Source organism: Rhizobium hidalgonense (assembly GCF_005862185.2).
GTDB lineage: Bacteria > Pseudomonadota > Alphaproteobacteria > Rhizobiales > Rhizobiaceae > Rhizobium > Rhizobium hidalgonense.
The window spans coordinates 971,288-990,182 of sequence record NZ_CP054028.1; the positions used below are offsets into that span (position 1 = coordinate 971,288).

An 18,895-nucleotide genomic window follows, 5' to 3' on the forward strand; every position below is an offset into this window, starting at 1 on the left:
GTCCGCCCAACAACTGCCCCGGCTCCGGACTCTAATGGCGGACGCGCAAAATGGGCCACCATAGCTCTGTGCGAGCGGACTATGATCATTCCAGCAAGCAGGCCGATCCGAGCTGTTGTTCACCTCATGGGGCTTCGAATGAAGGAAAGCGCGATTTTCCCCGCACCTTCTGCAATTGAGTGAGCTTTGGCATGAGGTGTCCACCAAAATAGGTGGACACCAAGTGATGGAAGAAGGTCAAAAACTTGCCGTGCGGCTGGTCGGTCGGAATGGGAGACGCCGTTTCGATCAAAGTTCGAAAGACCGCCTTATTGCGGCCTGCCTTGAACCTGGCGCATCGGTATCGAAACTCGCGCGCGAACACGGGGTCAACGCGAACCTCGTTTGGAAGTGGATACGGAAACATACCCAGCCCCTTGCGTCGCCGCCGTCTTCGACATCGTCTTTTATTCCGGTGCAAATCACCGCGGCCAGCGACGAGTTTGAGTTTGGTGAAGAGCTGCCTCGGAAAGCAGAGAGGAACCGGCCGCTGCCCTCTCCAGCGAAGGTGAGCGCGTCACTGCCGAACGGCGTGAAGCTGACGTTGGAATGCGGTGACGTAGATGCATTGACGGCAATCATCGGAGCGCTGGGTCATGTTCAGACTTGGCGCTGATCTCAAGGTTTACCTGCATCGCGAGCCGATCGACTTTCGGGCCGGCATCAACAGCCTTGCTGTCCTGGTCCAGGAGACGATGGCGCTGGATCCCTTTGCTCCTGCGGTTTTTGCCTTTTGCAATCGCCGTCGTGACCGGGTGAAGCTTTTGTTCTTCGACCGGTCCGGCTTTGTGCTGATCCTGAAGCGGTTGACCGAGGACAAGTTCAGATGGCCCCGCCGCGAGGTGCCGGTCGTTGTGCTGACGACAGAACAGCTCCACTGGATTCTCGACGGCATCGATATCGATGCGATGATCCGCCATCCGGTGCGGCAGTATCAGATCGCCGGCTGAGGATGGCGAATAGCGATTGACGCGCAGGGGCGGTTCAGATTCAAGAATCTGATGACTCGCACCGGCGAACCGAGCATTGCAGAACTGATGGCGCAATTGGCAGCCAATGCTGCCGAAATCGCTGCGCTCAAAGCCGAAAAGGAAGCGCTCTGGCAGCGGGTCGTCAAGCTTGAGGAGGAGTTGGCGCTTGCAAAGCTGCATCGCTTTGCACCCCGCAGCGAAAAGCACGTTGATCGCCTCTTCAACGAAGCCGAAGAGGCTGCCGACGAAGATGACAGCGGCGACGGTGATGACGTTGTCGATCTGCCGGACACGGGCCTGCCGGCGGTCGAGAGCGCCGTGGGAAAAAAGCGCGGCCGCAGACCTCTGCCGGAAGACCTGCCGCGTGAGCGTGTCGAATATGACCTTCCCGACGATCAGAAGGCTTGCCCGTGCTGCGATAGTCAAATGCATCGCATGGGCGAGGCCGTTACCGAGCAGCTTCATATCGAAGTCAAGGCAAAGGTCCTGCAGAACGTCCGGTTCAAATATGCCTGCCGCCATTGCGACCGCACCGGGATCAACACACCCGTCGTGATCGCACCGATGCCGACGCAGCCCCTGCCGGGCAGCATCGCTACCGCTTCGACGCTAGCCTTCGCGCTCGTCCACAAATACGTCGATGGCACACCGCTCTATCGCGTGGCGCAGACATTTGAGCGGGCCGGCGTGCCGATCAGCCGCGGCGCTCTCGCTCACTGGGTCATCGGTTCAAGCGAGAAGCATCTGCATCGCATCTATGACGCTCTGAAACTGCGGCTGCGATCGAAGCCTCTCATTCATGGCGATGAGACCACAGTCCAGGTCCTGAAGGAAAAGGACAAGGAGGCCACCAGCACATCGTATATGTGGGCTTATCGCAGTGGCGAGGATAGTGACCAGCCAATCGTACTGCTCGATTATCAGCCCGGCCGAGGCCAGATCCACCCCCAGGCCTTCCTCGGTGACTACCGCGGCATATTGGTGACCGATGGCTACACCGCGTGGCGCACATTGCATGGCGCAACTCATGTCGGATGCATGGCTCATTCACGACGGCGCTTCGTCGAGGCTCTCAAAACCCGGAAGAATGGAGGCGGACCGCCGGAACAGGCACTCCGGTTCTTCGAGCAGCTCTACCGGATTGAAAAGCAGGCAAGAGACAAAACCCCAGATGCCGGTGAGACGACGGCTGATTGCATTCGCCGTTTCCGCCAACAGCACAGCTTGCCTGTCCTGAAGGCCCTAAAGGCGTGGCTCGACGCCATCGCGCCGAAGATCGTGCCGGATACCAAGCTCGGCGACGCCGTCTCCTACACCCTGAACCAATGGGATTACCTGACACGCTACACCAGCGACGGCAGGATCCCGATCGATAACAACATTCTGGAACGCGAAATCAGAGTTTTTGCCACCGGAAGAAAATCGTGGCTGTTCAGCGACACCGCCGACGGAGCCAAGGCCAGCAGTGGTCTACAGTTTGATGCTGACTTGCCGCGCCTGTGGCGTCGACCCACTCGCCTGGCTGCGCTACGTGCTCACTGAGTTGCCGCAGCGGGACGAAAGGGCCGACATCGTCGACCTGCTGCCGTTCAACTTCGCCAGAACCGAAGCCGCCTGACACAATACGGCTCCAAACGTTGATCCGATGCCAATCAACCGGTTGGCGTCAACGTGCAGCGAAAATCGCGCTTACGAATGAAGAGAGTCCCAGACTGGTGGCCGGCCTGTCATCGGCGAGCGGACTACCCCTTGCCGATCATATGTTGAATCCCACGTCTTCGGCTCCGACATTCGCGTCGGCGCCCTCACATCGGCGGAGAGCAAACGCTTCTCCGCCGATTTACTGTTCGTTGTTGTGCAGGGCCGATCAGTCGCAACGCGCGCACGAAGGCGGCGAAATTGGTTAGTTGACAGTGACGTAGATTTTCCGGACCGTTTCGACGGTGCGCCAGGTGCCGATAAATCCGGGTTTCATCACGAAACTGTCGCCTGCTTTGTAGGTCACCGGTTCACCACCGTCCGGGGTGATTTCCACGATGCCTTCAAGGATGTGGCAGAACTCGAATGTCTCTCCCTTGACGGAGCGCGTCAGGCCCGGTGTCGCTTCCCAGACGCCGGTGTGAATTATATCGTCTCGCGCAACGTCCTGGGGCCAGCTCTTGAACGAGGGATCGCCGGAGATCAGGCGTTCTGGCCCCGGCTTGGACTCGCGAGGCGCTTCGGTGCTGTTGGGTACTATGGTCTTGAGGAGGGACATGTTTTCTCCTTGCTCTCCTGGTTGCAGCTTCAATAACCGCGGTCGCGATCGACGAGCCCGATCGGGTCGAGACCGTTGCGAAGGCGTTTGATGTTGTCGATGACGGCGCGGGCCGCCGTTTCTGCTTGCGTGACGCTCGCGATGTGCGGCGTCAGGATGATCTTCGGGTGCCTCCAGAAACCATGTTCGGGGGGCAAGGGTTCAGGTTCGGTGACATCGATGACCGCACCCGACAGATGTCCATCATCGAGAGCCGCAAGCAGCGCGTCATGATCGAGTTGCGCGCCGCGCCCCACGTGGACGAGCGCCGCGCCCGATGGAAGGGTCGCGAAGACCCCGGCGTCGAGTAGTCCTTGTGTCTCTTGGGTCAGCGGCAGGAGACAGATCAGGATGTCTGTGCGCGCAAGGAACGGCGTGAGGCCCTCCGGGCCGTGATAGCAATCAACATCATCCACTTGTCGTTTCGAGCGGCTCCAGGCGGCAAGCGGAAAGCCGAAGGGCTTCAGTCGCTCAATAACGGCCTGGGCGAGCATGCCAAGGCCAAGGATGCCGATCCGCTGCTTGCCAGCTTGTCGCACAGGAAGCGAGAGCCAGGCGGCATCAGCCTGCTGTTCGATATAGGCCTTCAACTTGCGGTGCAGGGCGAGCACAGCGAGCGTGACATATTCTTGCATCATCCGCACGATACCGTCCTCGACCATCCGGACGAGCATGACGTTTGGGGGAAGCGATTCTGGCTTGAATTGATCGACGCCGGCGCCGATCGAGAAGACAACCTTCAAGTTCCTGAAACGATGGAGGTCGGGCGGCGCGGTCCACGTGAGAATGTACCGGATTTCGTCCGGATCGCGCTCCGAAATATCCATCACGAAGGGCAGATCGGGCAGGTCGCGTGCAAAAGCTTCGGCGAAGACGCGACCTCTTTCTCGATCCGAATTGAACCAGAAAACCATGAAGCTCTCCTACTGTTGCAGCGTTTTGGCAAGCCGCAGGATCATCCCTTCGCAGGCAGCCAGTTCGTCGAGGCGGATGAACTCGTCAGCGCGGTGGGCGCGGGAGATGTCCCCGGGACCGCAGATGATCGCGTCGATGCCGGCTGCCTGATAGAGTCCGGCCTCCGTCCCGTAACTCACGGCAGCCACGGTCGGTGCTGCGGTTAGTTCCTCCATTAGCCGAGCGAGCGACGTGTCGGCATCAAGCGAAAGCGCCGGATAGGTGCTGCTGGTTTCCCACGTGACGCGGAAACCGTCTTTCGCCAAAGCCTCGGCCGTTGTCTTGATCTGTTCCAGGAGAACTTTTGGCGATACGCCGGGCACGGCGCGGGCTTCCAATTCCATGATGCAGACATCCGGGATGATGTTGACGCTGCGTCCGCCTGTGATCGTTCCTATCTGTAGCGTAGAATACGGCGGCTCGAAGTTCTGATCTAAGGCGCTGTCTCTCAAGGCATCAACGGTCTTCAGCGTCGCACCCATCACCGCAGTCATGGCGTGAATGGCGTTCAGGCCCTTATCAGGGCGCGACGAATGACCGGTCGTGCCATGGATCTCGATGCGGGCGGCGGCCTTTCCCTTGTGCCCGCGGATCGCCACCATACTGCTTGGTTCACCGATGATTGCTCCCAATGGAGGAGCGCACAGGTTCCCGATCTGCTTTAACATATGCGGTACGCCGCGGCAGCCAGCTTCCTCGTCATACGAAAATGCGAAGTGAATCGGGCGCCTCAATGGCATTTTCGCTATAGCGGGAAGTCCGGCAAGCGCGGCGGCGAGAAACCCCTTCATGTCGGAGGCGCCCCTGCCAAAAAGCCGATTTCCCTCAGCCCGCAGTCGGAAGGGATCCGACGTCCAAGTCCGTTCGGAGGCCGAAACGACGTCCATATGCCCGGAAAGAATATAGCCGGACTCATCTTTGGGGCCGATCGTGGCGAACAGGTTTGCCCTATCCCCTTCCGGCCCCGGCAAGACAGTCACGGTGGCGCCATGACTTTCGAGATAGGTCTTCACCCATGCGACGATATCGCCGTTCGGAGTCCCGACGACGGAGGGAAAGCCGACCAGCTGCTCCAGTATGTCCTTAACATTCATCGTAGGTCCTCCCTTATCGGCGGCTCTACGCGCACGCCACCGCGCACAGCCGATGGGCGACAGCGCCGCGGTCGGACACACATGCCGATTTCCGCGCCGTCTCCGATGGCGGGCGCCCTATCAATACTAGGCGGGCCAGCTTTCTACCCTTGGTCATGGCGACCAGAAACAGGGTCTGTCGACGTCGCCACTTCATAACCCGATCTCCGACTTGAAACTCACCTTGCCGCAGAACCATAAAGATGGCAATTAATGGGTCATGAATGATGGCTTCAGGTGACGGTTAATGCTCACGTCTGACGATCTCGCCTTCTTTTCGGTCCTCACAGGCTCGAAATCTCTCGCGGAAAGCGCGAGAAAGCTGAATGTCACCCCTCCGGCGGTGACCCAGCGGCTGCGCGCGCTTGAAGAGAAAGTCGGGGTGAGGCTGATCGACCGCTCCGGACGCCACCTGCGTCTTACCGAAGAGGGCTCATTGGTCGCTTCTCACAGCGTCATCGTCAGCGATGCCATAGACTCGCTTGCCGAAGCCTTGGCTGATCGCAAGGGTGCGGTCCGCGGGCACCTCAGGGTCGCAGCACCTCACGGTTTTGGTAGGATCTATGTGGCCCCGGTCGTGGAGGCGTTTGCTCGAGAGCATTGTGGTGCCACCGCTACCCTGCAACTGTCCGACCATCCCACGGCATTGATCGTTGACAGCTATGAGGTGGTTGTTCACATCGGAGCGTCCGCGCATCTGGATCAAGTGGTGACGACGCTGGCGCCGAACAACCGGATTCTCTGCGCAAGTCCCGAATACCTCGCTTCGGCTGCGCCCATCTCTACGCCCGCCGATCTGGCGCGACATCGCTGCCTTGTGGTTCGCGAGAATGAGGAGGACGTAACGCTCTGGCGGTTTAGGGGATCACGGCAGGAAACTGCGACAGTGCGCGTCAACCCCGTCATGTCGAGTAATGATGGCGCCGTTATTCGGGATTGGGCGCTGGCGGGTCAGGGCATCATGATGCGCTCCGAATGGGCGGTTGCAGAAGACCTCGCCGACGGACGGCTGAGGCAGGTACTTCCCAATTGGAAGCTGCCCTCGGCCGATATCGTCGCCATCCTCGGATCGCGGCACGGACGAAGCGCGCGCACTGCCGCATTTCTGACAATGCTTCGCCAGTCGCTGAAACCATTGCCCTGGAGAGCCGATCCTGCGGAGAAGCTTGGTCAATAACCGAGGATCGACTTCGTCTCGAGATATTCTTCAAGCCCGTATACGCCATACTCGCGGCCGTTGCCCGACCGTTTGTAGCCACCGAAGGCGGCCGCTCCGTCCCAAGCCGGATAGTTGATATGGACCTGGCCGGCACGAATGCGAGTGGCGACCCGGCGTGCCCGCTCCGGGTCTGAAGACTGAACATGGGCGCCCAATCCATAGACGGTGTCGTTAGCAATCGCGATTGCCTCTTCCTCGTCCTTGTAGGGCATGATCGAAAGGACGGGACCGAAGATTTCTTCACGAGCAATCCGCATGTCGGGCGTCACCTCGGAAAAGATCGTTGGTTGTATGAAAAAGCCGCTGTCAAGGCCGGTCGGCCGGCCCAGTCCGCCGCACAGCAGCTTGGCGCCGTCATCGATACCGGCCTGGATCATGACCTGTACCCGTTCGAACTGAGCACGATTGGCGATTGGACCCATCTCCGTCGCCGGGTCAAGCGGCGCACCGACGCGGATGGCACGCGCAGTGGCGCTTGCCAGTTCCTCCACTTCGCCGAGCCGATGCGCGGGCACGAGCATGCGCGTCGGGGCGCTGCACGACTGGCCGACATTGCGCATACCGGCAAGCACGCCCTTCGCTACCGCCGCGCTGAAATCGGCATCGGCGAGCAAAATGTTCGGTGACTTGCCGCCGAGTTCCTGAACCACTCGCTTCACAGTCGGTGCGGCCCCCTGCGCGACGAGTACCCCTGCGCGGGTGGAACCGGTGATGGAAATCATGTCTACGTCCGGATGGCTGGCGAGCGCTGCGCCTACGCTCTCGCCAGTACCGTTGACCAGATTGAATACGCCCGGCGGAGTGCCGGCATCGTGCATCAGTTGGGCAAAGAGCAGTGCGCTATAAGGTGACAGCTCACTGGGCTTGAGGACGATGGTGCAGCCCGCTGCGATCGCGGGAGCGACCTTGGCCGTGATCTGGTAAAGTGGCCAGTTCCAGGGTGTGATCAGCGCACAAACCCCGATCGCTTCCTTGGCGGTTGCGGTGCATCCATCAACCGTCGTGAACTGGTACTTTTCGAGAATCTCCATCTGAACGCGAATGTGCTCGGCGGCAAACGGAACCTGAGAAGCCCGCGCAAAACTGACGGCCGCCCCCATTTCCATGACAAGGGCTTGTGCGAATGTCTCCGCTCTTTCCTTCAGGAGAGAATGCATCCTGCGGAGCAGACCGAGCCTGTCCGACACCGTTGCTTGAGAGAAGGTGGAAAAGGCCCGGCGCGCTGCGGCGACCGCGAGATCGACCTCATTAGCACCGCCCGCAGCAATATGCCCAACAACCTCCTCCGAGGCGGGATTGACGACAGGCAGACGGGTTACATCAACAGGTTGGCGCCATTTACCGCCAACGAAAAACTGATCCTCGCGTTCGGTCAGCATAATTTCACCTCGAGTCATAACGGTGCGGCCAGTCCGAGCTGCCCTGGTGAAGATGCCAGGAAAGATGCGAAGATGACAATTTACCTTGCATGAACGGTTGCTTAAGGAACGTGTTAACAAAACTCGTCTGCCGGCCTCGAAAATCGAAGGTGCCGCCGGGGTACTTTAACGCCCCTCGATTGCTCTTCCTCGAAACGTTGATAGGTTTTTTCCATTGATGCTTATGCCCTCGAGAGCTGGAAGAAGCGTGTAAATTGAAAGCGTCTCGTATCAACCAAACAAGGGCCGGACACCAATGTTCGACAGGCCCGTAGCTGAGCAAGCTTGATGAGTGGGCATACATGGCATGCCATAGCCAGTGGATACGCGAGTGAGTTCAAGCAAGTTGGGAGCGGCCTCTCTCCTCCGCTATGAGAAGAGAGCCAATCGATTGGATAAAAAGGTTCACATCGCTCGACGATACGCCGGACCAGGCTTTTAAGTTGATCGCGTTCGGTTCATACAGGTTGCCCGATTGATGTTTTAGTGGGGTGGGGAAGATGGCCTTGACTTCAAATCGCGCAGATGAAGCAGTTTCGGCGCCGGCGGCTGCTGCGCGACGATACGTCTCCAGCCCAGCTACTGTTGGACCTCGGACAGAAGACTTCAACTCTGAGCTTCACGCTCGCCCGTCAATTTATTTCAACGGTCCGGCGATCGTCGAGCACGTTGCTTTCATGCCGTTAGATGGGGCGATCAAGGAGTTTCACGATAGCCTTGAAGCCGATGGTGAGATTTCCGTCAGGGTCGAGCGGCATACTGAGTTCGTGACGATTACTCGCCTACGAAAATTGGACTCAGAGCCTGAGCGCTGGCCCGAATCTGATCTGGTGGAAGATGATTTTGCGCGGCTGGCAGGATTGGACTCCCCTCGGCTTATTTGCCACGCCAGTATCCTTGTCTTGGGGACGCCCCCTGACGAACTGGGAGCGGTTTTGAAAAGCTTCGATTTCGGTGATACCGCCGCGTCATCGATCGGTGGTGGGTCGGCGCAGGTCTGCTCCGATTTTCGCGTCCGCGGAGATAATTCAAGCAGAATCATCCTCTTCAACAAGGACCTGAATGCGCATCGCTTGGGGCGTATGGTACGCCGCATGTTCGAAATCGAAACCTATCGGTCGATGGCACTGCTTGGCCTGCCAGAGGCGCGACGTCTCGCCCCGCTTCTCGGCGGGTACGATGCGGAACTCGTTCAATTGACCAATCGCAACTTGCGAACCCCTGCGCATCAGCACAAGCAGTTGCTTGAGGAGATCACAATTCTCTCGTCGCATATCATCTCGGCCACTGCCGAGACCAGAAACAGGTTCGGAGCAACCGCGGCCTACGCCAAAATCGTTGAGGAGAGAATAGCCCTCTTGCGGGAAACTCATGTCCCCGGCTTCCAACGTTTCGGTACCTTCGTGGAGCGGCGATTCAAGCCTGCTGTGCGTACCTGCGAGGCAACTGTCTTGCGGCTCGAGCACCTATCGGGAGCGACGATGCACCTGCTCGATCTGCTGCAGACCCGAATTCAGGTCGAGATTGAGTTCCAGAACGCGACACAGATCCAGGCAATGGCTGATCGAGCTGCGACCCAAGTTAAAATCCAGCGCGCCGTCGAAGGTTTTTCGATCATTGCGATTAGCTACTATTTGCTGAGTTTGCTGAAATTTATCTATGAGACGTCAGACCATGCGGGGTTCCACGTCGATCCGGTGATCATGCTTGTTGCTGTTCCAGTGGTGGTGGGAGCTGTTGCGATCACTATCCTCCGCGTCAAGCATGCTTTAAAGGCAGAGCACTAGAGCCAGCGCCGCTGATAAAGTCAGCGTAGAACACGCGTTAAGGTAGCCTGGAGAATAGTTCACGGTTACGGCAGAGCGCAGCTCAACCAGCGACGTCGCAGCCCCGGTGCGCTGAGGGTCACGCCTCATCCCACGGTGCTTTGGTCGACATGGTGCGTGCTAAACGCTCATTGGGCTGCGTGGGTGCATCGATCCGGGCAAGGTATTCAGCATAGATTTCGGGGCTTGCCGTGAAGATAGTGCGGTCGAGCAGCACTTCCTCGGCTCGGCGCTCGGAAGCTTCCAACATGAAATCCGTTCGCGTCTTACCAAGCAGCTCAGCGGCGCGATCGATCAAGTTGCGTGTCGCAGGCTTGATGCGCATATTCAAAGGTATCCTTGCGTCCGAGCTTTTGCTCGTATGTGAGGTCGGCATGGCAAACTCCTGTTTGCACCTACATGGCGTAACGACAACATCTTTACAATGTCCTTAACGAGAACCGCCCGGTCTCCGAATTCTCAGCAATGCGTATTCACTGGGAACGGCCGCCAGGGCATCGCGTCGGCGCTGGCGGCAACTGCTTGGAACGGCGGACCATGCGGCGTCTAGGCTCATAATGGGCGTCGCGATCCGATCGGGCATATCATCGGCTCCGCTCGCAATGGATTCGTCAGGCGTGCGTCCAGACGCACTGCGCAAGGCGCACGAAGAGGTACATCTGTCGGCAATCTATATTTAGCCAGCAGTGCACAATCCTTTGGGAACGACTGCCGGCGTCTCGGCTGGAGGCGGCGACCGTAGCTGCCACCTCCTACTTCGGTGTTACGCCGCCGCCGGCCGGCTGATCGTCAGGAAGTGCCTGACGACGGGCTTCTCAGGACCGAGATGGTAAGCCAGAACCTTGCCCTGCAGATCGGCGTCGGCGTTCGAGACCCGCTTGTGCTGGCGAAGATGTTCAGCCCAGGATTCCACCATGAACCATTCGACGATCTTCTCGGGTTCGGCCGAGTCCTCGGTGATGCCCCATCCGTAGGCACCATCACGGCGGCGCTCCCTGGAAAGATGATCGATCGCGTGTAGGAAAGCTGTCCGGTGCTGCTTCTCGACCCTGTACTCGATCAGGATTAGAACCGGGCCGCGGTCATGGGCGATCGGTTCGGCAACAAGCGGTTCCGGCCAATGGTTGGACGGCACCAGGTCGGCGTCGCCTGTGGGAAGCTTCACGCGGTGCATGACGAACCCGGCGACAACCAGACCGGCCGCTCCAATGAGCAAGGTGGACTGGATGCCGACAGCTTCGCCGACTGCACCCCAGCCGAGGCTTCCCGCAGTCATCGCACCGTTAAAGACGGTCAGATAGACAGCAAGACCACGACCACGCACCCAGTTCGGAAGAACAGCCTGAGCTGTGCCGTTGAGCGTCGTCAGCGCCGTGATCCACGCTCCCCCAAGGAAAAGAAGGACGATGATCGCAACCCACTTCGGTGGAGCGAGAGCAAGCAGACCCATGACGGCTGCTGTGACAAGCGCGGAGCCGAGAAGCAGGTGGTCCGAGCTCAAGCGTCCGCGCAGTCTCGGCATAACGAAGGCTCCGCCGATCGCACCAGCACCGACCGCGCCAAGCAGGATGCCGTAGAAGCTCGCATCACCACCAAGCAGTTGTCGGGCAACGAGCGGAAGAAGAGCCCAGACCGCGCTGGCGAAGGCAAAGAAGATCGCGGCCCGCAGAAGCACGACATGCAGTGGCTCGCTCGAGCGGGTGTAGCGGAGTCCGGCTCGGAACGCACCGAAGAAGTTCTCCTGAAGCGCATCGTTGGAGTTCTTGGCCCGTGGCCACCAGACAAGAGCTGCGATCACGACGATGTAGCTGGCGACGTCCGCGCCATAGGTGATCCCGGCTCCAAAGGCTGCAAGAAGCAGGCCGCCGGTAGCAGGCCCGATTGAACGGGCGATATTGATGCCAAGCGAGTTCAACGCCACCGCGCTCTTCACGTCTTCGCGCTTCACCAGTTCCGGCACGATCGCCTGCCAGGTCGGCCCCATCAGCGCAGCGCCGATCCCGCCGAGGAAGGTTAGACCGATCAGCGCGCTGACGGAAAGCATGCCTGTCTGAGAGAGAACCATCAGCGCGATGCTGACAGAGGCGAGCAGCACCTGGACGGCAATCAGGAACTTGCGGCGATCGAGGATGTCGGTGAGAACGCCTGCGGGAATGGCCAGCAGGAAGATCGGCAGGGTTCCGGCAGCCTGGACCATGGCGACTGCCGCCGGCGACGCGGACAGGTCCGTCATCAACCAGGAGCTTGCGACATCGCGCATGAAGCTTCCGGTGTTGCCCAGAACAGTGGCGATCCAGAGGACAGCGAACACGGGCTGTGCGAGGGGCGCGAAGGTTCCCGCGGATGATTTTGGGGCGCTCATGCGCCTGGTCCCTTTGTCAGGTCGAATGCTGCAACAAAGACGAAGGCGCCTGCGAGGCCGAGGTGCTCAAAAAACGCATTGGTGGCCATCATGCGGTCCATCCCAGGTGCCATCTCCCAGAAGCGCAGGGCGATGAAGGTTGCAAGGAGGGTGAAGCATGAAAGCGCGAGCCCGCCCGCCCACCGCCGGAAACCCGAGACCACCATAGCGGACGCCGTTAGCTCGACTGCGATGACCGCGACCGCGAAGAGCGGGGCCGGGTGCAGACCAAAATGATCCATTTCAGCCAGTGCGCCATTGAAATCGACGATCTTGCTGAGCGGACCCTGTATGTAGGCTGCGCAAAGAGCCAGTAGCGACGCCGTGCGCACGGCAGGCGATCCGATGACGCGTGCCGCGCCGCTCCGTGATGTGTTGGGTAGTTGGGATTGGTAGGTCATATCGGCTCCTGCTTGTTCGCCGCGAGCGGCTGCGTTCGATGAAGCGATATTGGCTGGTTACCGCGTTACCAACAATTGCAGCAATCGTTTCGATTTAATTGCACAATAGGCAATTATGGAGGACGCTCGGGCGCCGGTGGAACGCCCGAGCCGAATGTTCGTTAGACCGCCCAGCAGGAGCAGCCGAGAGCGCCGAAGAAGCCCTTGAGGTCGGCTATCGGGAGCTTCGATGTCCAGGCGCCGGCATGGTCGTGGCCGTGGACGCCGCAATTGCTCGCACATCCGCATGTAGAGATCGCGGTGCGCCGCAGCGAACGAGCGCCTGCCCCTTCCGGTTCACCCCAGGCCGCGTAACCGCCGAACTTGCGGGCAGGCGACCAGTCCGGCATCGCGGGCGGGACGTCGTTCTCGTCGAGCGCCTTGAATTCACCCGCGCCGTAAACGATCTTGCCGCCGACCATTGTCAATTCCGAAACGAGGAAGGAGATCTCGTCTTCGGCGCAGGAGAAGAAATCCTTGTCCGGCACCACGAGATCGGCGAACTGACCCTTCTCGATGCGGCCTTTCTTGCCTTCCTCGTTGGAGAACCAGGTCACTTTCTCGGTCCACATCCTGAGCGCCGTCTCACGGTCGAGGCAATTGGCGCGCGGATAGAGCTGCATTCCGCCGAGCGTCTTGCCAGTCACCATCCACGACAGCGAGACCCATGGATTATAGGAGGCGACGCGGGTGGCATCGGTTCCGGCCGAGACGTTCACGCCCTTGTCGAGCATCTTCCTGATTGGCGGTGTCGCTTCCGCAACGCCGTGCCCGTAGCGCTCAACGAAGTATTCGCCCTGATATGCCATGCGATGCTGTGTAGCGATGCCACCGCCGAGCGCGGCGATACGGTCGATCGAGCGATCCGAGATGGTTTCGGCATGGTCGAAGAACCAGTTCAAACCCGCGAGTGGAATGTCCTTGTTGACCTTCTCGAACACGTCGAGGGCGCGGGAGATCGTCTCGTCATAAGTGGCATGCAGGCGCCAGGGCCAGCGGTTTTCCGCCAGCACGCGGACGACCTCTTCCAACTCACCTTCCATTTCCGGGGCCATTTCCGGACGGGGCTGGCGGAAATCCTCGAAGTCGGCGGCCGAGAAGACAAGCATCTCGCCGGCACCGTTGTGGCGGAAGTAGTCGTTGCCCTGCTTGTATTTGACGGACTGGGTCCAGTTCAGGAAGTCCTGCTTCTCTTCCTTGGGCTTCTGGGTGAAGAGATTGTAGGCGAGACGAACCGTCATCTGGTTGCCGTCGGACAGCTTCTGAATGACCTCATAGTCGTCAGGATAGTTCTGGAAACCACCACCTGCGTCGATCACGCCTGTCACGCCCAGGCGGTTCAACTCGCGCATGAAATGGCGGGTCGAGTTGACCTGGTAGTCCAACGGAAGCTTCGGGCCTTTCGCAAGTGTCGAATAGAGAATACCTGCATTCGGCTTGGCCAGCAGCATACCAGTCGGGTTACCGTTGGCATCCCGGGTAATCTCGCCGCCGGGTGGGTTCGGCGTGTCTCGGGTGTAGCCGACAGCGCGGAGAGCTGCTCCATTGAGCAGCGCTCGGTCATAGAGGTGCAGAAGGAACACCGGCGTGTCGGGCGCGACAGCGTTGATCTCCTCGATGGTTGGCAGGCGCTTTTCGGCGAACTCGTGTTCGGTGAACCCGCCCACGACGCGAACCCACTGCGGCGCGGGGGTGATCGCCACCTGGCGCTTCAGCATGTCCATCGCGTCGGCGAGCGAGCGCACGCCGTCCCAGCGCAGTTCCATGTTGTAGTTCAGGCCACCACGAACGACATGAGTATGGTTGTCGATCAGGCCGGGCAGAACGCGTTTGCCCTTGAGGTCGATGATCTTAGTGCCGGAACCGGCCAGCGTTAGGATCTCGCTGTCGGATCCGACTTCGAGGAACAGCCCATCCTTGATGGCGATTGCCGTTGCATTCGGATTGGTCCGGTCAAGGGTCGTCACGCGGCCATTGTGGAGGATCAGGTCGGAATGCATGGTGTCTACTCCGGTCTGGTTGGGATCGGCAGCTTTCGCTGGTGAGAAGAGGTTCGAGAAGGCCAAGCTCGATGCACCTCCGAGAAAAGATCGGCGCGTCGTCATCAGCCTTGCTCCTCTACAGTCGCCTTTGCCTGATAAGCAATGTTGCTGCGATCGCCACCCTTGGGCAGGTGCCCGAACATGTGCGGCTTGATCTGATGAAGCCATGAGATGGCCGCCGGCTCGCTTCTCCAAAGCGTCTTCGCGAAGGGAATGATCTGTTCGCCGACAAGAATTCCGAGAAGGCCGACCAGAGCAATGACGGGTGGTGCTGGTGATCGGACGTTGAGCAGGCTGTAGACGATACCGACGAGCAGGCCAGCGCCAAGCGATAGGAGATAGAGTTTCATGGGATGTTCTCCGATTGAGGACAGAACCGCTCCAACGGGTTATCGGAGCGGTCTGATCAGGCCCCTACTTTGCGGGGTTCGGGCCGATGCGCTTGCCATGCTTGACGCGTTCTTCTGCGCCATGAACCATGGTGTAGGCATAGTCGATCCCCATGCCGTAAGCGCCCGAATGTTCCTTTACGAGGGTCGTGACCGCATCGTAGGTCTCCTTGCGAGCCCAGTCGCGCTGCCACTCGAGCAGGACCTGCTGCCAGGTGACCGGAATCACGCCTGCCTGCACCATGCGATCCATCGCGTATTTGTGTGCGTCCGAGGACGTGCCGCCGGAAGCATCGGCAACCATGTAGATCTCGTATTCCGGAACATCATGGAGCGCCGAGAGCGCGAACGTCGTGTTGCAGACTTCGGTCCACAGACCGGAGACGACGATCTTCTTGCGGCCCTCGGCGGCGTTCTTCGCCAGCGCGTCGCGAACGTTCTGGTCATCCCAGGAGTTCATCGAGGTGCGTTCGAGGAGGTCATTCTCCGGGAAAACGGCAAGCAGTTCCGGATACGTGTTACCCGAGAAGGATTGCGTCTCGACTGTGGTGATCGTCGTCGGGATGTTGAAGATCTTGGCGGCCTTGGCGAGGCCGACGACATTGTTCTTCAGCGTCTGACGATCGATCGACTGGACCCCGAACGCCATCTGCGGCTGCTGGTCGATGAAGATGAGCTGGCTGTTTGCCGGGGTCAGGACTTGAAGCTTGGACATGGTCACTTCCTCTTCGGTTGTTTGGACCGCCTATTGCGGCGTTATAAATAGGCAGCAGCATTTGATCGGACGCCCGTGCGACGCTCGTTCTGCAATCCTTGAAGTTGCTGGATCCGTCTCGGAGCCGCTCACTCGTTGTCTTGGCTGCTGAAAACACAATTAGCGCGCGGCCGACGGGCACGGAATTGCAATAAGAATTTCTATTGAATTGCGATATTTGCAACAATTACTGGACTGCGCCGCTGAAAAGGCAAGCGCCGCGCCCCCTTTCGGAACGCGGCGCTCTTATCGCGGCATTGTCTGTTGCTGCTCATGCCGTCAGTGACACGAGGTTGGCCTGGATCTCATCGCGGTAGTCCTCGTATCTGCTTGGGAGTTTGAGAGCCTCGCCGAGATGCGCCGTGTCCTCGTCCCGGTTGAAGCCAGGCTCGTTCGTGGCGACCTCGAACAGCACGCCTCCGGGGGTACGGAAGTAAATGGCCCAGAAGTAATCGCGGTCGATGACGGGCGTGACCTGATAGCCTGTATCCATGAGCGCTCTGCGCACTTCGAGTTGCGTCTGGCGGTCTTCGACGGCAAAGGCGATGTGGTGAACCGAACCTGCTCCCTGGCGCGCGAAAGGCGTCTTCGGCAACGCTGCCAGCTCGATCCTGTCCGCGCCATTGCCGCCGGGGATAATGAAGCGGGTCACGTCACCCTCTTTCTCGGCGCGCTGGTAGCCCATGAAGCCGAGCAGTTCCTCCGTTGCAGCGGTGTCGTGCAGACTGAATCTTGCGCCGGCGAAACCGCGGATTGCCGCATCATCGGGGATTCCATCCGCCAGCCATGGAGCGCGCGTGTCGTCGCCCGCCTCTATCAGCGCAAGCCTGTCGCCGTCCGGCCCCATGAAGCGAAGACGCTCGGCGCCGAAGACGGTGTCCCTTTCTAGCCCGCCCATGCCCTGGGTCGCGAACCGATGCTGCCAGAACTTCAGCGAACCCTTCGGCACGGAAAACTGGGTCTCGCCCACTTCGCCGACACCGGGGCGGCCGAGCATCATGTTCGGGAACGGAAAATAGGTCATCACGGTCCCGGCCGAGCCTGTCTCGTCACCGTAGTAGAGGTGATAGACGCTGGGATCATCAAAGTTGACCGTTTGCTTTACGCGGCGCAGGCCGAGCGTATCGGTGAAGAAGCGATTGTTCTGCCGCGCGTCCGATGCCATCGAAGTCACGTGGTGAAGTCCCTTGATGTCCTTGATCATGGAGATGCCTTTCAGTCGGCGTTGATGAAATTGTTAATCTCAAAACTACGCCCGTTGATCGCCATCCGGTATTGCAATATTCCTCTCGATTGAATTGCAAATCTTGAAACAATGACATGAACGATTATAAAGCCCTCAGAACCTTCCTGCTCGCAGCCGAGAAACGAAATTTCGCCCAGGTCGCCCGTGAGTTGGACATGACGCCCGCGGCCGTCACACGCGCGATTGCAGCGCTCGAGGCGGAACTTGGCGTGCAGCTCTTCGTGCGCACAACGAGGCAGGTCTCGCTGACGACTGACGGCGCGATCTTCGCCGCGCAGATCCAACCAGCGGTGAAGACGCTCGAAGAAGCTCGTCGTGAAGTTATGAACACGCATAAGGCTGACGAGGGCCGGCTGCGGATAAGTGCGCCGACATGGTTCGGCAAGACGGTTTTGCCGCCGATCCTATCAGGATTCAAGGAGCGGTATCCTAAGATGAGCTTCGAGATCTCGCTGTCCGATGGGTTGGTAAACATCGTCGACGATGACTATGACCTGGCGATCCGTATATCATCACAGCCTTCCGACAAATTCACGATCTGGAGGAAGATCCGGGTGGTGCCACGCATCCTGGTCGCGGCCCCAGGGAGCCGTTTCGCCGATATGCATCATCCGAACGAATTGAAGCCGGACGACTGCCTCGCCTATAGTGGCGAGAGCCGGCGCGAGAACTGGGTTTTGTCCGACGGCGGCTCAAGTGTCACGATCTCGGCGGGTCGTGCCTTCAGCGCCAACAGTGGCGAGGTACTGGCGGACATTGCCGCCGACGGTGCCGGTGTCGCGCTGCTTCCAGGATTCAACATCGCCCATCACGTCAGGAGCGGTCGTCTCGTTCACGTCTTCAAGGGATGGGCGCCGCCGGACCTGTGGCTGACGCTGTTTTACCCGCCGTACCAAGCGCTCCCACCACGCATCGCTTCATTCTCGAAGTTCTTCGAAGAGCAGGTCGCGGCCCACATGGTCATGTTGGATTGACGTATACCGCCGCGTATCATCCCGGATCTGCAGGAGACGTGCACATTCTCCTAGGTTGAACCGTCCTAAGGAAGTGCCCGTAGTCTTGCGGCGACCATTTGCTGTAGCTGCCACAGGTTTCGATCGAAGATGTTCCGGTCCGCCAGATCCAAGACCGTCCGATGCAGGTATTCCGCGCACGATCCCGCCGGTCCGCATGCCTGAGCGATCAACACTGCGGCGTCGTCGAGTGGTATCTTCTCCGTGATCCGTGAGCGCTTCGTGCTCGCCCAAAATGTCAGTGCGCGGCGTGTACCCTTTGGCGTCTTCACCGAAATCCATCGCACCATGTCGCAAACCTCAGAATATCGGATTTCGCGCGCCAGAAGCGTACGTAGATCCTGCTCCTTCGTCTCGCAGGAGAGCTTGAGGACGAGGCCAGAACAGCTCCCTCCTGGACGAAGCGCAAGCATGAGACCCGGCGCATCGGAGGTGGCCCTTAGCCGTTCTATTCTTAATGAGAACGCACGATGCCACCCGTAAGCAACGGCATCGTCACTTGCGGCCACTTCAAAGCCAGAGTTCCACATCAAGGATCCATAAGCGAACACCCATATCTCCTCGTCACAGGCCTCCTGCTCGACTCTGTTGACGAGCTCATCGAGTTGCTGAGGCGAGATCGGCGTCCAGTTCGGCTCTGGGCCATCGTCCTCAACAAGCTTGAAGGTTTTGGCTACGAGGTCCGGGGTCAGTTGCATGGCAACCGGCACCTGAGTCCTGGCTGTGGATGTTTTTCGCATGGTGGCAATCGTTT

Annotated in this window: 17 protein-coding genes and 1 pseudogene; 6 read left to right on the plus strand and 12 right to left on the minus strand. The window is 59.4% G+C overall.

Annotated elements, in window-relative coordinates; translation table 11 throughout:
* Positions 1 to 223: 223 nt before the first annotated feature.
* The 3 genes and pseudogenes from tnpA to tnpC all read left to right on the plus strand — a co-directional run bounded on the left by tnpA (position 224) and on the right by tnpC (position 2,628).
* Positions 224 to 655, plus strand: a complete 432-nt coding sequence (gene tnpA / locus FFM81_RS25785; protein WP_104827070.1) for an IS66-like element accessory protein TnpA — start codon at positions 224 to 226, stop codon at positions 653 to 655.
* A complete protein-coding gene (gene tnpB / locus FFM81_RS25790) occupies positions 636 to 989 on the plus strand; it encodes an IS66 family insertion sequence element accessory protein TnpB (protein WP_003584440.1) in 354 nt (117 codons plus the stop codon). The genes tnpA and tnpB overlap by 20 nt, the downstream gene beginning before the upstream one ends.
* A 51-nt stretch (positions 990 to 1,040) precedes the next feature.
* A pseudogene (tnpC, locus tag FFM81_RS25795) lies at positions 1,041 to 2,628 on the plus strand (IS66 family transposase).
* A 285-nt stretch (positions 2,629 to 2,913) separates the two neighbouring features.
* Here tnpC and FFM81_RS25800 read toward each other — a convergent pair.
* Genes FFM81_RS25800 through argE form a run of 3 tightly spaced genes read right to left on the minus strand, consistent with a single transcriptional unit; the run spans position 2,914 to position 5,354 of the window.
* The gene (locus tag FFM81_RS25800; RefSeq protein WP_003567805.1) at positions 2,914 to 3,267 is read right to left on the minus strand and encodes a cupin domain-containing protein; all 354 of its coding nucleotides are present in this window, start codon (positions 3,265 to 3,267) and stop codon (positions 2,914 to 2,916) included.
* A gap of 29 nt (positions 3,268 to 3,296) precedes the next feature.
* Entirely contained in the window at positions 3,297 to 4,220 is a 924-nt protein-coding gene (locus tag FFM81_RS25805) for a 2-hydroxyacid dehydrogenase (RefSeq protein ID WP_138386158.1), read from the minus strand.
* 9 nt (positions 4,221 to 4,229) lie between these two features.
* Positions 4,230 to 5,354, minus strand: a complete 1,125-nt coding sequence (gene argE, locus FFM81_RS25810) for an acetylornithine deacetylase (RefSeq protein WP_097536560.1) — start codon at positions 5,352 to 5,354, stop codon at positions 4,230 to 4,232.
* A gap of 286 nt (positions 5,355 to 5,640) precedes the next feature.
* On the opposite strand from argE, the gene FFM81_RS25815 reads away from it, so the two are divergent.
* A complete protein-coding gene (locus FFM81_RS25815; RefSeq protein ID WP_003567812.1) occupies positions 5,641 to 6,570 on the plus strand; it encodes a LysR family transcriptional regulator in 930 nt (309 codons plus the stop codon).
* Here the strand turns inward: FFM81_RS25815 and FFM81_RS25820 are convergent.
* On the minus strand, positions 6,564 to 7,991 hold the full coding sequence (locus FFM81_RS25820) for an aldehyde dehydrogenase family protein (RefSeq protein ID WP_173883847.1): 1,428 nt from the start codon (positions 7,989 to 7,991) through the stop codon (positions 6,564 to 6,566). The genes FFM81_RS25815 and FFM81_RS25820 overlap by 7 nt on opposite strands.
* 545 nt (positions 7,992 to 8,536) lie before the next feature.
* Between FFM81_RS25820 and FFM81_RS25825 the strand changes: the two genes are divergently transcribed.
* Positions 8,537 to 9,817, plus strand: a complete 1,281-nt coding sequence (locus FFM81_RS25825; RefSeq protein ID WP_138386253.1) for a DUF3422 domain-containing protein — start codon at positions 8,537 to 8,539, stop codon at positions 9,815 to 9,817.
* Positions 9,818 to 9,935: 118 nt separating this feature from the next.
* Here the strand turns inward: FFM81_RS25825 and FFM81_RS25830 are convergent, their stop codons facing one another.
* The 7 genes from FFM81_RS25830 to FFM81_RS25860 all read right to left on the minus strand — a co-directional run bounded on the left by FFM81_RS25830 (position 9,936) and on the right by FFM81_RS25860 (position 17,086).
* Entirely contained in the window at positions 9,936 to 10,232 is a 297-nt protein-coding gene (locus tag FFM81_RS25830) for a type II toxin-antitoxin system TacA family antitoxin (protein ID WP_138386159.1), read from the minus strand.
* Positions 10,233 to 10,619: 387 nt separating this feature from the next.
* Positions 10,620 to 12,218 (minus strand): MFS transporter, encoded by a 1,599-nt coding sequence (locus FFM81_RS25835; protein ID WP_138386160.1) that lies wholly within the window; start codon positions 12,216 to 12,218, stop codon positions 10,620 to 10,622.
* Positions 12,215 to 12,658, minus strand: a complete 444-nt coding sequence (locus FFM81_RS25840) for a DoxX family protein (protein ID WP_138386161.1) — start codon at positions 12,656 to 12,658, stop codon at positions 12,215 to 12,217. Before FFM81_RS25840 ends, FFM81_RS25835 begins: the two co-directional genes overlap by 4 nt.
* 161 nt (positions 12,659 to 12,819) lie before the next feature.
* Positions 12,820 to 14,802, minus strand: coding sequence for an amidohydrolase (locus FFM81_RS25845; protein WP_138386162.1), 1,983 nt, complete (start codon positions 14,800 to 14,802; stop codon positions 12,820 to 12,822).
* A complete protein-coding gene (locus FFM81_RS25850) occupies positions 14,802 to 15,089 on the minus strand; it encodes a XapX domain-containing protein (protein WP_003567820.1) in 288 nt (95 codons plus the stop codon). The genes FFM81_RS25845 and FFM81_RS25850 overlap by 1 nt, the downstream gene beginning before the upstream one ends.
* Before the next feature lie 64 nt (positions 15,090 to 15,153).
* Positions 15,154 to 15,843 carry a hydrolase gene (locus tag FFM81_RS25855; protein ID WP_003567821.1) on the minus strand — a complete coding sequence of 230 codons (690 nt, stop codon included), beginning with the start codon at positions 15,841 to 15,843 and terminating at the stop codon, positions 15,154 to 15,156.
* Between the two features lie 310 nt (positions 15,844 to 16,153).
* A complete protein-coding gene (locus tag FFM81_RS25860; protein ID WP_138386163.1) occupies positions 16,154 to 17,086 on the minus strand; it encodes a VOC family protein in 933 nt (310 codons plus the stop codon).
* Positions 17,087 to 17,202: 116 nt separating this feature from the next.
* On the opposite strand from FFM81_RS25860, the gene FFM81_RS25865 reads away from it, so the two are divergent.
* Positions 17,203 to 18,102, plus strand: a complete 900-nt coding sequence (locus FFM81_RS25865; protein WP_138386164.1) for a LysR family transcriptional regulator — start codon at positions 17,203 to 17,205, stop codon at positions 18,100 to 18,102.
* A gap of 65 nt (positions 18,103 to 18,167) precedes the next feature.
* On the opposite strand, the gene FFM81_RS25870 is transcribed toward FFM81_RS25865, so the two are convergent.
* The gene (locus tag FFM81_RS25870) at positions 18,168 to 18,881 is read right to left on the minus strand and encodes a gamma-glutamylcyclotransferase (protein WP_138386165.1); all 714 of its coding nucleotides are present in this window, start codon (positions 18,879 to 18,881) and stop codon (positions 18,168 to 18,170) included.
* Between the last annotated feature and the right edge of the window lie 14 nt (positions 18,882 to 18,895).

What these genes read in the sequence shown, in the direction of transcription:
- tnpB (WP_003584440.1), top strand. Translation starts at nt 636, where the DNA reads ATGTTCAGACTTGGCGCTGATCTCAAGGTTTACCTGCATCGCGAGCCG.
- FFM81_RS25800 (WP_003567805.1), bottom strand. Translation starts at nt 3,267, where the DNA reads ATGTCCCTCCTCAAGACCATAGTACCCAACAGCACCGAAGCGCCTCGC.
- FFM81_RS25805 (WP_138386158.1), bottom strand. Translation starts at nt 4,220, where the DNA reads ATGGTTTTCTGGTTCAATTCGGATCGAGAAAGAGGTCGCGTCTTCGCC.
- argE (WP_097536560.1), bottom strand. Translation starts at nt 5,354, where the DNA reads ATGAATGTTAAGGACATACTGGAGCAGCTGGTCGGCTTTCCCTCCGTC.
- FFM81_RS25815 (WP_003567812.1), top strand. Translation starts at nt 5,641, where the DNA reads ATGCTCACGTCTGACGATCTCGCCTTCTTTTCGGTCCTCACAGGCTCG.
- FFM81_RS25820 (WP_173883847.1), bottom strand. Translation starts at nt 7,991, where the DNA reads ATGCTGACCGAACGCGAGGATCAGTTTTTCGTTGGCGGTAAATGGCGC.
- FFM81_RS25830 (WP_138386159.1), bottom strand. Translation starts at nt 10,232, where the DNA reads ATGCCGACCTCACATACGAGCAAAAGCTCGGACGCAAGGATACCTTTG.
- FFM81_RS25835 (WP_138386160.1), bottom strand. Translation starts at nt 12,218, where the DNA reads ATGAGCGCCCCAAAATCATCCGCGGGAACCTTCGCGCCCCTCGCACAG.
- FFM81_RS25840 (WP_138386161.1), bottom strand. Translation starts at nt 12,658, where the DNA reads ATGACCTACCAATCCCAACTACCCAACACATCACGGAGCGGCGCGGCA.
- FFM81_RS25845 (WP_138386162.1), bottom strand. Translation starts at nt 14,802, where the DNA reads ATGACGACGCGCCGATCTTTTCTCGGAGGTGCATCGAGCTTGGCCTTC.
- FFM81_RS25850 (WP_003567820.1), bottom strand. Translation starts at nt 15,089, where the DNA reads ATGAAACTCTATCTCCTATCGCTTGGCGCTGGCCTGCTCGTCGGTATC.
- FFM81_RS25855 (WP_003567821.1), bottom strand. Translation starts at nt 15,843, where the DNA reads ATGTCCAAGCTTCAAGTCCTGACCCCGGCAAACAGCCAGCTCATCTTC.
- FFM81_RS25860 (WP_138386163.1), bottom strand. Translation starts at nt 17,086, where the DNA reads ATGATCAAGGACATCAAGGGACTTCACCACGTGACTTCGATGGCATCG.
- FFM81_RS25865 (WP_138386164.1), top strand. Translation starts at nt 17,203, where the DNA reads ATGAACGATTATAAAGCCCTCAGAACCTTCCTGCTCGCAGCCGAGAAA.
- FFM81_RS25870 (WP_138386165.1), bottom strand. Translation starts at nt 18,881, where the DNA reads ATGCGAAAAACATCCACAGCCAGGACTCAGGTGCCGGTTGCCATGCAA.